This is a genomic window from Pseudomonas sp. JAI111, from assembly GCF_024809425.1.
In the GTDB taxonomy this organism is placed as follows: Bacteria; Pseudomonadota; Gammaproteobacteria; order Pseudomonadales; family Pseudomonadaceae; genus Aquipseudomonas.
Genome location: NZ_JANUCB010000001.1, coordinates 927,194 through 940,674 on the forward strand (window position 1 = coordinate 927,194; position 13,481 = coordinate 940,674).

Sequence of the window (13,481 nt, forward strand, 5' to 3'; positions counted from 1 at the left end):
TTAGCCAGCGGGAGAGCGCTGGCGCTCCGCCTCGTACAGCGGACGGATAAAGGCGAACTCGCGATCAATTTCCCCGACCAGTTTTTCAATGCCAGCGAGGTTTTTTTGCTTGGCGCGCTGCTCAAGCTCACTGCAAAGCTCAGTGAGGCGAGTGGCCCCCATGTTGCTGCTGCTCCCCTTGAAACTATGGGCGGCGTCCATCAACGTGACGGGATCTTCAGCCTTTCGCAGAAGAAGCAATCGCTCTTCGGAGTCTGCCAGGAAGGTATCCAACAACACTGGATACTCATCTTCCATCACTTCCCGCAACGTGCTCAGCACATCGCGATTCAGGTGTGTGTCAGCCACTTGCTCACTCCTTGATCAAGAATGGGTGAATTATGCCAGAGCGTCCCAGAAAAACTCCACGCGCGCACTACGACCATTGTCGGACCAGCTCGCGTTGCGGCTCAACTGGCGGATCAGACTGACGCCGCGCCCCGACAGACGACCGCCATCGATGGGACGCTCCATCACTCGGGCCACGTCAAAACCTTCGCCGCTGTCTTCTACCCGGATAATCAGTTGCCCGCCCTCGCCGTGCGGCGCGATCTGCAGATGCACCCGCACGTAACCGTCTCGCAACTCATCCAGCCGCTCATTGCGCTGCTGGTAATAGCGGGCGAAACCCGCCGCATCGCGCTTGAGACTGGAATCCAGACCGAGCACGCCATGCTCCAGGGCATTGGAATAAAGCTCCGCCAGTACACTGTAGAGCGCACCACTCTGAGCCCGCAGGCCATGTACCTCAAGCAGTAATTGCAACAGGTACGGCAACGGGTTGTACCGCTTGAGTGTATCGGCGCGAAACTCGAAACTCACCGACCAGTCCAGCGGGCATGACTGGCCACTGTCGGAATACACCAGCGCTGGCGGGCTCAGTTGCGCCGCTTCCAGCAGACTGATCTCGACCATGCTCACGTCATCGCGCGCTTCGCCACGGAAATCCCGCAACGCCTGCTCGATCTCCTCGAACAGCGCATCGGGCTCTCGATTGGCCGCAAACACCCGCTGCAAGCGCTCCACGCCAAACAACCGTTCGTTGGCATCGCAGGTGTCGATGACCCCGTCCGACAACAGGAATACACGATCGCCAACGGCCATCGGAAACACTTCGGTGCTGTCATTGAAGGTTTGCGGGCTAAGCACCCCCAGTGGTAAATGTCGCGCCAACAGCGGCGTGCGCTCACCACTGGCGATGCGGTGCAGGTAACCGTCCGGCATCCCGCCGTTCCAGACTTCCACCGAACGTCGCTGAAAGCTCAGGCACAGCAGCGTGGCGCAACAGAACATATCCACCGGCAGGATGCGTTTGAGCTTGGCGTTCATCTCGCGCAGGGTTTCGGCCAGGCCGTAGCCCTTGGCCGTCATTCCATAGAAGACTTCAGCCAGAGGCATGGCGCCGACGGCAGCGGGCAGACCATGACCGGTGAAATCGCCCAGCAGCACGTGCATGTCGCCGGCCGGGGTGAACGCCGCGAGCAGCAGATCGCCGTTGAACAGCGCATAAGGCGATTGCAGGTAGCGGATGTTCGGTGCATTCAGACAGCCCGAATGCGCGACCTTGTCGAACACGGCTTTGGCCACTCGCTGCTCATTGAGCAAGTAGTCGTTGTGCTTGGAGATCAGGTCCCGCTGCTGCAGCACCGTGGCCTGCAACCGTCGCAAGCGGTCCATTGCCTTGATTTTGGCGGCAAGGATCACCTGGTTATAGGGTTTTGCCAGAAAATCGTCGCCGCCGGCCTCCAGACAACGGGCCAGCGCTTCGCTCTCGGTCAGCGAGGTCAGGAAGATGATCGGCACCAGGGTTTCCCCGGCCAGATCCTTGATCTGCCGCGCCGCCTCGAATCCGTCCATGACCGGCATCATGGCGTCCATCAGCACCAGGTGCGGGCGTTGCAGGCGAAAAGCCTCGACGGCCTCGGCACCGTTGGCGGCCGTGAGCACGGCATGCCCCTGGCGACGGACGATGCTCGACAGCAGCATGCGATCGGCCGCGCTGTCTTCAGCGATGAGGATTGTCAGCGGTTCGAGCGACGGCTGCAGGGCAGTCATGCAACGTCGAAGATTTGTTCGAAGTTGGAGATCGCGAGAATCTTGCGCACATCGGCGTTGGCATTGGTCAACTTGATTTCGGCATTCTCACCACCGGCGTGATCACGCAACAGCAAGAGCATCCCGAGCGCCGAACTGTCGAGGTACGTGGCGTCCTTCAAATTCACTTCGAAGGATTCAGGTTTAGGCTTGAGGTTTTCGTAGGACTCACGAAATTCCGAATGCTTGCCGAAATCGAAGCGCCCCTTGATCGAAATCGTCAGCTTGGTCCCGTCCTGGGAGGTTTCTGTAGTAACTGACATCTAACGGCTTCCTTGTCATGGGTGAGCGTACGTGTACAAGGTTTAGCACTTGCTTGGTACGGCGGCAAGAACAACTCTTAATAAGGATCATGCCGTGGCAACCGCTGGGACAATTCATCCAGCAGTTTCTGTTCGCGTTTGTCTTCAAGCTTGCGCGCTTCGTCCATGTAACGTTGTACAAGTTTTCGTAGCCCTTCAACCCGTGCAAACGCCTGCTGCCAGGACTCGCGCGCCTTGTTGAGGTTGTTCTGGTGCCAGTTCAAGCTCTGGCGCTGCTGATCGATGGCCGTGCCCAATTGTGCAAGAAAGCCTTGATAGCCGAGCAACCATTGACCGGAAACGCCACTGCTGCCGCGTACGATCCATTGTTCCTGATAATCGAGGCGGAAGCTTTCGAGGTCGGCGAGCTTGCTTTCCGCCAGACGCACCTGGCCCTGGAAGTGCCCAAGGCGCATGACCGCGGTTTTTTCGGCCTTTTCGGCCATTTCCACCACGGGTGCCAGGCGTGCCGCACGGCTTTGGGCCATGACCGGTTAGCCGCCCGCTGCCGGGGCGAAGATGGTAGCGAGATGGTTTTCGCTGGCCGCCATGCCGATGTTGTCGTTCAAGCCCTGACGCAGATAGGTGGTCATGGCCGGTTGCAGCGAAATCGCGATGTCGGTTTCTCGATCGCCGCCCGGCACGTAGGCGCCGACGCTGATCAGATCGCGACTTTGCTGATAACGCGACCAGTACTGTTTGAACATCTGCGCGCGCGTCATGTGCTCGGGACTGACCACTGACGGCATGACCCGGCTGATGGAAGCCTCGATATCGATGGCCGGGTAGTGACCTTCTTCAGCCAGACGCCGGGACAGCACGATGTGCCCGTCGAGCACGCCTCGCGCCGAGTCGGCAATCGGGTCCTGCTGGTCATCGCCTTCGGACAATACGGTGTAGAACGCAGTGATCGAACCACCGCCCTTCTCGGCATTACCGGCCCGCTCCACCAGTTTCGGCAACTTGGCAAAAACCGACGGCGGATAGCCTTTGGTAGCCGGAGGCTCGCCGATGGCCAGGGCAATTTCCCGCTGGGCCTGGGCGAAACGGGTCAGGGAATCCATGAGCAACAGGACATTCTTGCCCTTGTCGCGAAAATACTCGGCGATGCGCGTGCAGTACATCGCGGCGCGCAGTCGCATCAGCGGTGCATCGTCCGCCGGCGATGCGACGACCACCGAACGCTTGAGCCCTTCTTCACCGAGGATGTGCTCGATGAACTCTTTAACTTCACGACCCCGCTCACCGATCAGTCCGACGACAATAATGTCGGCCTCGGTGAAGCGCGTCATCATGCCCAGCAACACGGATTTACCGACACCGGTACCGGCGAACAGGCCGAGACGCTGACCACGACCTACCGTCAACAATCCGTTGATGGTTCGGATGCCCACGTCCAGCGGCTCGCTGATCGGCTCGCGCTTGAGCGGGTTGATGGTCGGGCCATCCATCGGCACCCAGTCTTCGGCTTTCATCCCACCCTTGCCGTCCAGCGCGCGACCGGCACCATCGAGCACCCGCCCGAGCATGCTCATGCCCATCGGCAAGCGACCGGTATCGGCCAACGGCACGACGCGGGCGCCCGGCGCGATACCGGCGACGCTGCCGACCGGCATCAGGAAAACCTTGCTGCCGGAGAAGCCCATGACTTCGGCTTCGACCTGCACCGGCTGATAACTGTCGTCGTTGATGACCATGCAGCGGGTGCCCATGGCGGCGCGCAAGCCCTCGGCTTCGAGGGTCAGGCCGACCATGCGCAGCAAGCGCCCTTCAAGGATCGGCGCCCCGGCAAGCTCGGTGACCTCGGCGTAGCTGCCCAGGCGCTTGGCGAAGCTGGTGCGGTCAAGGCGCATCGGGATCGTCCGACTGCCCGTCTTCCGGCGCCTCTGCCGGCTTGTCATCGATGGGCAATTCCAGGCTCAGATCCGGCTCCGCCGGGTGCAAGGCCTGGTCATGCAACTGATCGAACAGTTTGACCATGACTTGCGCCACGCGGGTTTCGACGGTGGCGTCGATGCGACTGTGTTCGGTTTCGACCCGGCAACCGCCGGGCAACAGGTGCGCGTCCTCGACGATGCGCCAGGTTTCTTCATGGCGCTCGCGCAGGGCTTTGACCTGTTCGAAATCTTGCGGGTTGATGTACAAGCGCACATTGGTCGCGCCCAACGGCAAAAGCTTGAGGGCCTCGCGCATGACGTGTTCGATCTGCGTCGAGTCGATGGCCAGTTCGCGCTGAATCACCTGCTTGGTGATGTGCTGCACGAGGTCGATCAGGGACTTTTCGATCTGGGTGTCCTGCTCGGCGATGGGCTCGAACAGGTTGACCATCATCTGTTCCAGGCCTGCGACTTTCGGCGCCAGGATCGCTTCGGCTTCCTGACGGACCTTGAGCGTGGCGCTGTGGAAGCCTTCTCTCTCGCCCACTGCGAAGCCTTCGTTGTAGGCCTCCTGGCGAATGCTTTCGAGCTCTTCGAGGGTCAGTGGCTGGACTTCGTCCAGCGGCACCTCTTCCATTTCCGGCGGCTCGGGCTCAGGTTCCGGCTCGGGCTCTGGCACAAACGGGTCGAAACTGGGCAACGCCCAGACGTCAAAACCGGCGACGGCCTTGCCACGGATCAGGTCGGTCTGGGACTCATCATGTTTGGACGACATAGTGACCTTAGATCATCTCTTCGCCGCCCTTCCCGCCGAGAACGATTTCTCCGGCTTCGGCCATACGGCGGGCAATGGTGAGGATTTCTTTCTGTGCGGTTTCCACGTCGCTGACGCGCACCGGGCCCTTGGCTTCGAGGTCGTCGCGCAACAGTTCGGCCGCACGCTTGGACATGTTCTTGAAGATCTTCTCCTTGACGCCTTCGTCCGAACCCTTGAGGGCCAGCACCAACACGTCGGAGGACACTTCGCGCAGCAATGCCTGAATCCCGCGGTCGTCGACATCGGACAGGTTGTTGAACACGAACATGAGGTCTTCGATCTGACCGGACAGGTCTTCGTCGACTTCGCGAATCGAGTCCATCAACTGGCCTTCGATCGAGCTGTCGAGGAAGTTCATGATATCGGCCGCGCGCTTGATGCCACCCAGGGTGGTGCGCGAAGCATTCGAGTTGCCGGAGAACTGCTTCTCGAGAATCTGGTTGAGTTCTTTCAGGGCCGCCGGCTGCACCGTGTTCAACGAGGACACTCGCAGAATGATGTCCAGGCGCACCTTATGGTCGAAGTTGCCCAGCACTTCACCGGCCTGGTCCGGGTCGAGGTACGCCACGACGATCGCCTGGATCTGTGGGTGCTCGTAACGGATCACGTCCGCGACGGCGCGCGGTTCCATCCACTTCAGGCTGTCGAGGCCACTGGTGTTGCCGCCCAGCAGGATGCGGTCGATCAGGCCGTTGGCCTTGTCCTCGCCCAGTGCCTGGGTGAGCATCTTGCGCACGTAGTCATCGGAACCGACGCCCAGGCTGGTCTGGTCGCCGACGATGTCGACGAACTCGCTCATGACCTGCTCAACCTGTTCGCGGTGCACGTTGCCCATCTGGGCCATCGCCACGCCCACACGCTGGACCTCCTTGGGCCCCATGTGGCGCAGCACTTGTGCAGCATCGGTGGAACCGAGGGACAGCAGCAGAATCGCGGCTTTGTCGACCTTGGTCAGTTTGGCGGCAACGGCTCGGTTATCACTCATCTGCGTTAATCCACTCTTTCACGACCTGGGCCACACGGCCCGGATCTTCTGCCACCAAACTCTTGATTGCGTTCAACTGCGCATCATAGCCTTCGCTCGGGCTCGGCAGCAGGATGCTGGTCGGGCCACCTAGGCTGACGCGGTCGTTGGCCAGTTCGCCGTCCAGGCCGCCCATGCCACCGAGTTCAACGTCGCTGCCAAGACCTGCAAGTTGCTTGCCTTTGCCGCCACCGGTGATGTTGTTGAGCACCGGGCGCAGCACGCCGAACACCAGCACCAGGATGAACAAGACACCCAGCACTTGCTTGACGATGTCCCAGAACCACGGCTGGGAGTAGAACGGAATATCGGCAATCACTTCACCGCGCTCGGCGGAGAACGGCATGTTGATCACGCTCACGCTGTCGCCACGGCTGGCGTCGAAACCGACGGCGTCCTGAACCAGGCGAGTGAAGCGCGCCAATTCGTCGGCGCTCCACGGTGCACGGGTGGTTTCGCCGTTGGCTGCGTTGATCTTGACCTGATCGTCCACCACAACCGACACCGACAGGCGATTCAAACGCCCCTGCTGCTGCTTGGTGTGGCTGATGGAACGGTCGAGCTCGAAATTCTTGGTGGACTGTTGACGCTTGTCCGCCGGGTACGGCGCCAGCATCGGCTGACCGGTGGCCGGGTCCATGATTTGCTGACCGTTGGCATCGATCAATGGCTGGCCTGGCTGAACCATGCCGGCCGCTGCGGTGCTGCCACCCGTGGTTTGCGGCGCAGAGGCCGGCGATGGCGGCTGGTTGCTCAAGGCACCCGGCACACCTTGCGGACCATTGCTGGCAGTGCGTTGTTCGTTGACCGACTGCTCGCTGCGCAACGCCGGTTGATCCGGGTTGAACTGCTCGGAGGTCGACTCGACAGCGCTGAAGTCCACATCCGCGGAGACTTCGGCTTTATAGCGATCGTTGCCCAGCACCGGTTGCAAAATGTTGTGCACGCGCTGGGTCAGCATGCTCTCCATGCGACGGCTGTAATCGAATTGCTTGCCGGCCATGGTCAGTTCAGAATTTTCCGCCTGATCCGACAGCAGGTTGCCCTTTTGGTCGACCACGGTGATCTGCGATTTGCTCAGCTCAGGAACACTGGTAGCCACCAGGTTGATGATCGCCAGTACCTGACCCGGCTCCAGCGAGCGGCCGGAATACAGTTCAACCAGAATCGACGCGCTTGGCTTGCGCTCGTCACGCACGAACACCGAACTTTTCGGAATCGCCAGGTGCACGCGGGCACCCTTGACGTTGTTCAGGCTGGAAATGGTGCGCGCCAATTCGCCTTCCAGGCCGCGACGATAACGGGTCGCTTCCATGAACTGGCTGGTCCCGAGGCCCTGGTCCTTGTCGAGGATTTCAAAGCCGATGTTGCCGTCGCTGGGAGTGACACCAGCAGCCGCGAGCTTGAGCCGCGCACGGGACAGGTCATCGGCCTTGACCAGCAAGGCACCGGAATTGGGTTCAACGGTGTAGGGAATGTCGGCAGCGGCCAGGGTTTCCATGACCTGTTTGGCATCCATGCCGGCAAGACTGCCGTACAGAGGCCGGTAATCCGGCTGCTGGGACCACAACACTACGGCAAAGCCAATCGCCACGCTCGCAGCCAGGCCGACCAACAGGCCCACCTGACGCAACATGGTCATCTCGGAGAGGTTTTCCAGAAAGGACAACCCGAACAGCGGCGGTTTGCCGTCTACCGGAGTGGCCTTGGCCGGAACGTTATCGGCGATTGCTTCTGCCATGACTCAATACGTCCTTAAACCGGCATCTGCATGATGTCTTGATAGGCCTGAACCAACTTGTTGCGCACTTGGGTCAACGCCTGGAAAGACACGCTGGCTTTCTGCGAGGAAATCATCACGTCCGTCAGGTCGACGCCGCTCTTGCCGATCTCGAAGGCGCTGGCCAATTGATTGGATGCTTGCTGCGTGTCGTTCACTTTATTGACAGCCTGGCCGAGCATGTCGGAAAAGCTGCTACCACCCAGTTCTGGAACGGCGGCAGTCGATTTCGGCGCAGACATCGCATCCATTTGCATGGAACGCATGTCCAGCATCAACCGATTGAATTCAATACCTTGGCTCATGGCTTCTCTCTTTGACGAGCTTACGTCGTTGACGACCCGCAATTTTTTGACACTCACTCGGCGGGTAGTGAGGTGTTAGCAACAAGGGTGCCAGCTCTGTGGCCGTTCTGAACAAAAGCCCTTCCCGGGCGTTGCCCCTGACGAATCAGGTGGCGAACAAGTAGGCTTCGACGTCCATTCCGGCGTCGCGCATCTGTGCCAGCTTGTAGCGCAAGGTGCGCGGGCTGATACCCAGTCGCTCGGCCGCTTCCTTGCGACGACCACGTTCGGCACGCAAGGTGTCGATGATCATCTGAAACTCACGACGTCGCAGGTCATCGCCCAGTGCTCCGGCCGACTCGGTTTCAACCTCGACAGCGCGCACGAGTGCCGCCGCCAACACTGGCAACGGCGCGCAGGCCACCGGCCCGGACAGGCAAAAATCCTGCGGCTGGATCAAACCGCCCTGCTGCAGAATCAGTGCGCGCTGGATAGCGTTATCCAGCTCACGCACGTTGCCCGGCCACCGATAAGCAATCAGGCACGCTTGCGCCTCGGGCGAGAGTGTTGCCGCCGCATGCTTCATTTTATTGACGTGTTTGGCCAGCAGGCGCTCGGCCAGCGGCAGGATGTCGGCGGTACGCTCGCGCAACGGACGCCAGGCCAGCGGGAACACCGACAGCCGATAATAAAGGTCTTCACGAAACCGCCCCGCCGCCACTTCACCAGCGAGGTCGCGGTTGGTGGTGGCGACGACCCGAATATCCAGGCTGATCGGTTTGCGCGCGCCGACGCGCTCGACTTCGCGCTCTTGCAAGACGCGCAGCAACTTGGCCTGCAGCCCGAGGGGCATTTCAGAAATTTCGTCGAGCAGGATGGTCCCGCCATCGGCCTGTTCGAATTTGCCGGCCTGCGCCGCTATCGCGCCGGTGAACGAACCTTTTTCATGACCGAACAATGTGGCTTCGAGCATGTTGTCCGGGATCGCGGCGCAGTTGATCGCAATGAATGGCTGCGTGGCGCGATGGGAATGCTGGTGGATATAGCGCGCCAGCACCTCTTTGCCGGTACCGGACTCGCCAGAGATCAACACGGTGGAATCACTGCGCGCGACCCGCGCCGCCAACTCCAGCAGTTGCGCACTGGCCGGCTCGAACGCAATCGGCCCTTCGCTTTCGCCAGCGCCGAGATTACCCAAAGCGTGTCGCGCCACCAGATCGAGCAAGGCCTTGGGCTCGAACGGCTTGACCAGATAGTCCGCCGCGCCTTGACGCATCGCATCGACCGCACGCTCGACAGCGCCGTGAGCGGTCATCAACAACACCGGCAACTGTGGCTGTCGCGCTCGCAGCAGACCGAGCAATTGATGCCCGTCCATGCCCGGCATATTGACATCGCTGATGACCAGGTTGAACGCCTCGACACCCACCGTCGCCAGCGCCTCCTCGGCCGAACCGACCGCCGTGTAATCGTGCCCCGCGAGCAGCAACGTATCGGCCAGTGCTTCGCGTAGCGCGCGGTCGTCCTCGACCAGTAAAACCTTGATTGCCATGTCCTTCACTCGGCTCCCTCAACGCTGTTTTGTTCACCCGAAAAAAGCGGCAGGATGACCTGCGCACACGTGCCGCGACCTGGTCGCGAACGCAATTGCAATTCTCCTTGATGAGCACGGGCCACCGCCTTGACCACGGTCAGCCCCAGGCCAGTGCCGGTGGTCTTGGTGGTAAAAAACGGCTCGCCCAGACGCGCCAGGACGCTTGCCTCGATACCGCTGCCGCTGTCACTGACGCACACGCGCAGGGTGTTTTCACGGGTATAGAGATGAACCTTCAGACGCACATTGCCGGCACTGGCCTGAATCGCGTTCTCGATCAGGTTGAGGATCGCCCCGATCAGGGTGTCGCGATTGCACAGCAATTCGCCGGCATGGCTGTCGCACTGCCAACGGATCGGTAATTCCTGAACATGGGTCAGCGCCGCCGATTGCAGCGACTGCATCAACACCTTGGGCGTGACGCGATCCGTCAGCGGCAACTCGCCGCGGGCGAACACCAGCATGTCGCGCACCTGATGTTCGAGCTCATGCAAACGCTCTTTCAGGCGTCCGGCAAATCGCTGCTGCGTGGCCACCGGCAGCTCCTGCTCGGTCAAGTGACTGGCATAGAGCAAGGCGGCCGACAATGGCGTACGAATCTGATGAGCCAAGGACGCGACCATCCGGCCGAGAGACGACAGCCGCTCATGACGAGCCAGCTGGCCTTGAAGTTGACGGGTTTCGGTCAGGTCGTTGAGCAACACCAACTGACCCGGCTCGGCATCCAGCGAGCGGGTGGCAATCGACAGACGCCGACCGTCCTTGAGAGAGATTTCGTGACCGTCGTCTTCGCGCGGCGCGAAGCAGCGGGCAATGACATGGCGCCAGAGTTCGCCTTCAAGGGGCAAGCCCAGCAGTTCGCATGCCGCCGGATTGGCTTCGCGCACGATGCCCTGGGCGTCGATGACGATAACGCCGCCGGGCAACAGATCGAGGAGGTTTTGCAGGCGGTTGGCCAGGCGTTCTTTTTCGGCCAGCTCCTGCATGCGCTGGGCACTGACCACCGCCAGTTCACCCTTGAGCTCGGTGACCCGAGCTTCGAGCATGCTGTAGGAATCGGTCAACTGGCTCGACATCTGGTTGAACAGCGCGAACGCCTGCTCAAGGCCAAGCCGGCTTGCCTGCTCTACGGACGACGGTAGCCCCGAAGTGTCAGGGACAGGAGACATCTGGGCGGCTTGGGGCATCGTGCTCTCTCGCTTGGCTGACCGTCAGTTAAACGGAACGTTGCGAGGGATGTAGCAATACCCGTGCCTAAAAAAAACCGCCCATAAATGAACGACTTGAAAAACAGGCGTCAATCATCCGCCTGTTCATCTCCATCGCGACGGCTCATGCCGTACTTGCGCATCTTCTCCACCAGCGTGGTGCGGCGAATGCGCAGACGCTCAGCGGCACGGGCGACGATACCATTGGCATCATCCAGCGCCTGCTGAATCAGCCCCTGCTCCAGACCACCGAGGTAGTCTTTCAGGTCCAGGCCTTCAGGCGGCAGCATGGCATTGGCGGTGAAGTCCGGGGTATGCCCGTTGATGGCCACCCGCTCTTCCAGATCGCTGCGCAGGCTGTCGACCATCTGCTCGTCTTCGTCATCGACGTAACGGAACTTCTTCGGCAACTCGACCACGCCGATCACCCCGTACGGATGCATGATCGCCATGCGTTCCACCAGGTTGGCCAGTTCACGAACGTTGCCCGGCCAGCCGTGGCGACACAGCGACATGATCGCCGCCGAGTTGAAACGGATAGAACCGCGTTTCTCGTGCTCCATGCGCGAGATCAATTCGTTCATCAGCAGCGGAATGTCTTCGACACGCTCGCGCAATGGCGCCATCTCGATCGGGAACACGTTCAGGCGATAGTACAAGTCTTCGCGGAAGGTGCCGATCTCGATCATGCTTTCGAGATTCTTGTGGGTCGCCGCGATGATGCGCACGTCGACGCTCTGGGTCTTGTTGCTGCCCACGCGCTCGAAGGTGCGCTCCTGCAACACGCGCAGCAACTTGACCTGCATCGGCAGCGGCATGTCGCCGATTTCGTCGAGGAACAGGGTGCCGCCGTTGGCCAGCTCGAAACGCCCCGCACGGCTGGTGATTGCGCCGGTGAAGGCGCCCTTCTCATGACCGAACAGTTCGCTTTCCAGCAACTCGGCCGGGATCGCCCCGCAGTTGACCGGCACGAACGGCGCATCACGACGCTTGGAGTGATAGTGCAGGTTACGCGCGACCACTTCCTTGCCGGTCCCGGACTCGCCGAGGATCAGCACGCTGGCGTCGGTGTCGGCCACTTGCTGCATCATCTGACGGACGTGTTGAATCGCCCGGCTAGTGCCGACAAGACTACGGAAAAGATTGGGTTCGCGATGACGACCGCGCTCGCGGGCCTGGTCATACATCTCGCGATAGACCTGGGCCCGGTGCAGCGAGTCGAGCAATTTGCTGTAGCTGGGTGGCATTTCGAGAGTCGAAAGCACTCGGCGACGCTGGTCTTCCGGCAATTCAACGGAAGAATTATCGCCCATCAGCAAAACCGGAAGGAACTCATCCCAGGTTGCGAGTGTCTTTAACAGGCCCGGAAGTGCGCCAGGAGCATTGACCGTCCCGATCAGGACACAGATCACTTCACGACTTGACGACAAAGAGCCGACCGCCTGCTGCCAGTCATGGCTCCCGCAGGGTAAATTTTCTTCACCGAGAAAATTTAAAATCACCGCCAGGTCGCGGCGACGGACGCTATCGTCATCAATCAGCAGAATTTTGGTTTCACGCCACATGCAATAGCAACTTCCCTAGTCAACTCAATGCCCGAAATGAGGGGGCAAGCTAGACGCTTGCAGACACGTTATGCCTGTAGACGCCTGAAATCTGGAACCAGCCACTAGTTAAGTCAAAAAACCGTGCACAGTCAAATTTATGGCGCACTATGTTTGGATTAACTGCGGATTAACCAAACAGATGGTAAACCTTTGCCGCGTTCTGTGCTTGGTGGATCTGGGACATCTCGTCGACAATCGCCTGCCTCTCCCCCATCGCCACCTCGAGAAGTTCCTTGTAGACCCCCAGCAACTCCTCCAGGTTGGCACGCAACGCCACCTCGTCCAGAGAATCTTCATTCAAGACGTCTTCCATGCAGGAACGGCAATCAAGGTCCAATTGACCGATAGCTTCCCAGTTACGCTCGGCCAATGCGCCGACCAACGCTTCACGGGTGTGTTCGATTCGCTGCAATACAAGACTCATGATGATCTCCTTAAAACTGCGGACCTGGCGCGGCGATGGCGTCCCAGCCTTCTTTGACCGTGCGCAGCAAACCAGCGACCTCATCGAGAATACGCGGGTCGCTCTTGATGTTCGCCTCGGCCAGGCGCTTCATCATGTAAGCGTAGAGACGGTCGAGCTCGCCGACAGTTTCTGCAGCCTTTTCAAGATCCAGGCCTTCACGCAAGCCACCAATGATCCCGATGGCCTTGCTGATAGACACACCCTTGCCGGGGATGTCGTTGCGCTCCATCGCGCCCTTGGCCTGAGCGATGCGATCCAGACCACCTTCCATCAGCATTTGCACCAAGCGATGCGGACTGGCTTCTGACGTCTGGGCCTGCGCCCCGACCTTCTGATATTGCCGAAGGGCTAACCGCGGATTCATGTTCTACCTCACTGCCACTCAATGA

14 protein-coding genes are annotated in these 13,481 nt (G+C 60.3%); all 14 read right to left on the bottom strand.

From position 1 onward, the window contains the following. Nucleotides 1–348, bottom strand: a complete 348-nt coding sequence (locus HNR03_RS04445; RefSeq protein WP_222585242.1) for an Hpt domain-containing protein — start codon at nt 346–348, stop codon at nt 1–3. A 30-nt stretch (nt 349–378) separates the two neighbouring features. Beyond that, entirely contained in the window at nt 379–2,085 is a 1,707-nt protein-coding gene (locus tag HNR03_RS04450) for a fused response regulator/phosphatase (RefSeq protein ID WP_310504396.1), read from the bottom strand. A gap of 5 nt (nt 2,086–2,090) precedes the next feature. Then, nucleotides 2,091–2,396, bottom strand: coding sequence for an STAS domain-containing protein (locus HNR03_RS04455; RefSeq protein ID WP_259151130.1), 306 nt, complete (start codon nt 2,394–2,396; stop codon nt 2,091–2,093). Between the two features lie 77 nt (nt 2,397–2,473). Further along, a complete protein-coding gene (gene fliJ, locus HNR03_RS04460) occupies nt 2,474–2,923 on the bottom strand; it encodes a flagellar export protein FliJ (RefSeq protein WP_090181542.1) in 450 nt (149 codons plus the stop codon). Between the two features lie 6 nt (nt 2,924–2,929). Further along, complete coding sequence (gene fliI, locus HNR03_RS04465) at nt 2,930–4,288, bottom strand: flagellar protein export ATPase FliI (RefSeq protein ID WP_222585238.1); 1,359 nt, start codon at nt 4,286–4,288, stop codon at nt 2,930–2,932. After that, complete coding sequence (fliH, locus tag HNR03_RS04470; protein WP_259151131.1) at nt 4,278–5,087, bottom strand: flagellar assembly protein FliH; 810 nt, start codon at nt 5,085–5,087, stop codon at nt 4,278–4,280. Before fliH ends, fliI begins: the two co-directional genes overlap by 11 nt. Nucleotides 5,088–5,094: 7 nt before the next feature. Further along, on the bottom strand, nt 5,095–6,114 hold the full coding sequence (fliG, locus tag HNR03_RS04475; RefSeq protein WP_007894195.1) for a flagellar motor switch protein FliG: 1,020 nt from the start codon (nt 6,112–6,114) through the stop codon (nt 5,095–5,097). After that, nucleotides 6,107–7,894, bottom strand: coding sequence for a flagellar basal-body MS-ring/collar protein FliF (fliF, locus tag HNR03_RS04480; RefSeq protein ID WP_259151132.1), 1,788 nt, complete (start codon nt 7,892–7,894; stop codon nt 6,107–6,109). The genes fliG and fliF overlap by 8 nt, the downstream gene beginning before the upstream one ends. A 14-nt stretch (nt 7,895–7,908) precedes the next feature. Next, on the bottom strand, nt 7,909–8,238 hold the full coding sequence (fliE, locus tag HNR03_RS04485; RefSeq protein ID WP_008072611.1) for a flagellar hook-basal body complex protein FliE: 330 nt from the start codon (nt 8,236–8,238) through the stop codon (nt 7,909–7,911). A 145-nt stretch (nt 8,239–8,383) separates the two neighbouring features. Then, nucleotides 8,384–9,769 (bottom strand): sigma-54 dependent transcriptional regulator, encoded by a 1,386-nt coding sequence (locus HNR03_RS04490; protein WP_259151133.1) that lies wholly within the window; start codon nt 9,767–9,769, stop codon nt 8,384–8,386. Between the two features lie 5 nt (nt 9,770–9,774). Continuing rightward, on the bottom strand, nt 9,775–10,980 hold the full coding sequence (locus HNR03_RS04495; RefSeq protein WP_259151134.1) for a PAS domain-containing sensor histidine kinase: 1,206 nt from the start codon (nt 10,978–10,980) through the stop codon (nt 9,775–9,777). Nucleotides 10,981–11,108: 128 nt separating this feature from the next. Further along, on the bottom strand, nt 11,109–12,584 hold the full coding sequence (locus HNR03_RS04500; RefSeq protein ID WP_090181532.1) for a sigma-54 dependent transcriptional regulator: 1,476 nt from the start codon (nt 12,582–12,584) through the stop codon (nt 11,109–11,111). Between the two features lie 169 nt (nt 12,585–12,753). Further along, nucleotides 12,754–13,050, bottom strand: a complete 297-nt coding sequence (locus tag HNR03_RS04505) for a flagellar protein FliT (RefSeq protein ID WP_259151135.1) — start codon at nt 13,048–13,050, stop codon at nt 12,754–12,756. A 10-nt stretch (nt 13,051–13,060) separates the two neighbouring features. Then, nucleotides 13,061–13,456 (bottom strand): flagellar export chaperone FliS, encoded by a 396-nt coding sequence (gene fliS / locus HNR03_RS04510; protein ID WP_222585233.1) that lies wholly within the window; start codon nt 13,454–13,456, stop codon nt 13,061–13,063. Nucleotides 13,457–13,481: the final 25 nt, after the last annotated feature.

Bases quoted from the DNA above. Each gene is read 5' to 3' on its own strand.
- HNR03_RS04455 (WP_259151130.1), bottom strand. From the start codon at position 2,396: ATGTCAGTTACTACAGAAACCTCCCAGGACGGGACCAAGCTGACGATT.
- fliJ (WP_090181542.1), bottom strand. From the start codon at position 2,923: ATGGCCCAAAGCCGTGCGGCACGCCTGGCACCCGTGGTGGAAATGGCC.
- fliI (WP_222585238.1), bottom strand. From the start codon at position 4,288: ATGCGCCTTGACCGCACCAGCTTCGCCAAGCGCCTGGGCAGCTACGCC.
- fliH (WP_259151131.1), bottom strand. From the start codon at position 5,087: ATGTCGTCCAAACATGATGAGTCCCAGACCGACCTGATCCGTGGCAAG.
- fliG (WP_007894195.1), bottom strand. From the start codon at position 6,114: ATGAGTGATAACCGAGCCGTTGCCGCCAAACTGACCAAGGTCGACAAA.
- fliF (WP_259151132.1), bottom strand. From the start codon at position 7,894: ATGGCAGAAGCAATCGCCGATAACGTTCCGGCCAAGGCCACTCCGGTA.
- fliE (WP_008072611.1), bottom strand. From the start codon at position 8,238: ATGAGCCAAGGTATTGAATTCAATCGGTTGATGCTGGACATGCGTTCC.
- HNR03_RS04490 (WP_259151133.1), bottom strand. From the start codon at position 9,769: ATGGCAATCAAGGTTTTACTGGTCGAGGACGACCGCGCGCTACGCGAA.
- HNR03_RS04495 (WP_259151134.1), bottom strand. From the start codon at position 10,980: ATGTCTCCTGTCCCTGACACTTCGGGGCTACCGTCGTCCGTAGAGCAG.
- HNR03_RS04500 (WP_090181532.1), bottom strand. From the start codon at position 12,584: ATGTGGCGTGAAACCAAAATTCTGCTGATTGATGACGATAGCGTCCGT.
- HNR03_RS04505 (WP_259151135.1), bottom strand. From the start codon at position 13,050: ATGAGTCTTGTATTGCAGCGAATCGAACACACCCGTGAAGCGTTGGTC.
- fliS (WP_222585233.1), bottom strand. From the start codon at position 13,456: ATGAATCCGCGGTTAGCCCTTCGGCAATATCAGAAGGTCGGGGCGCAG.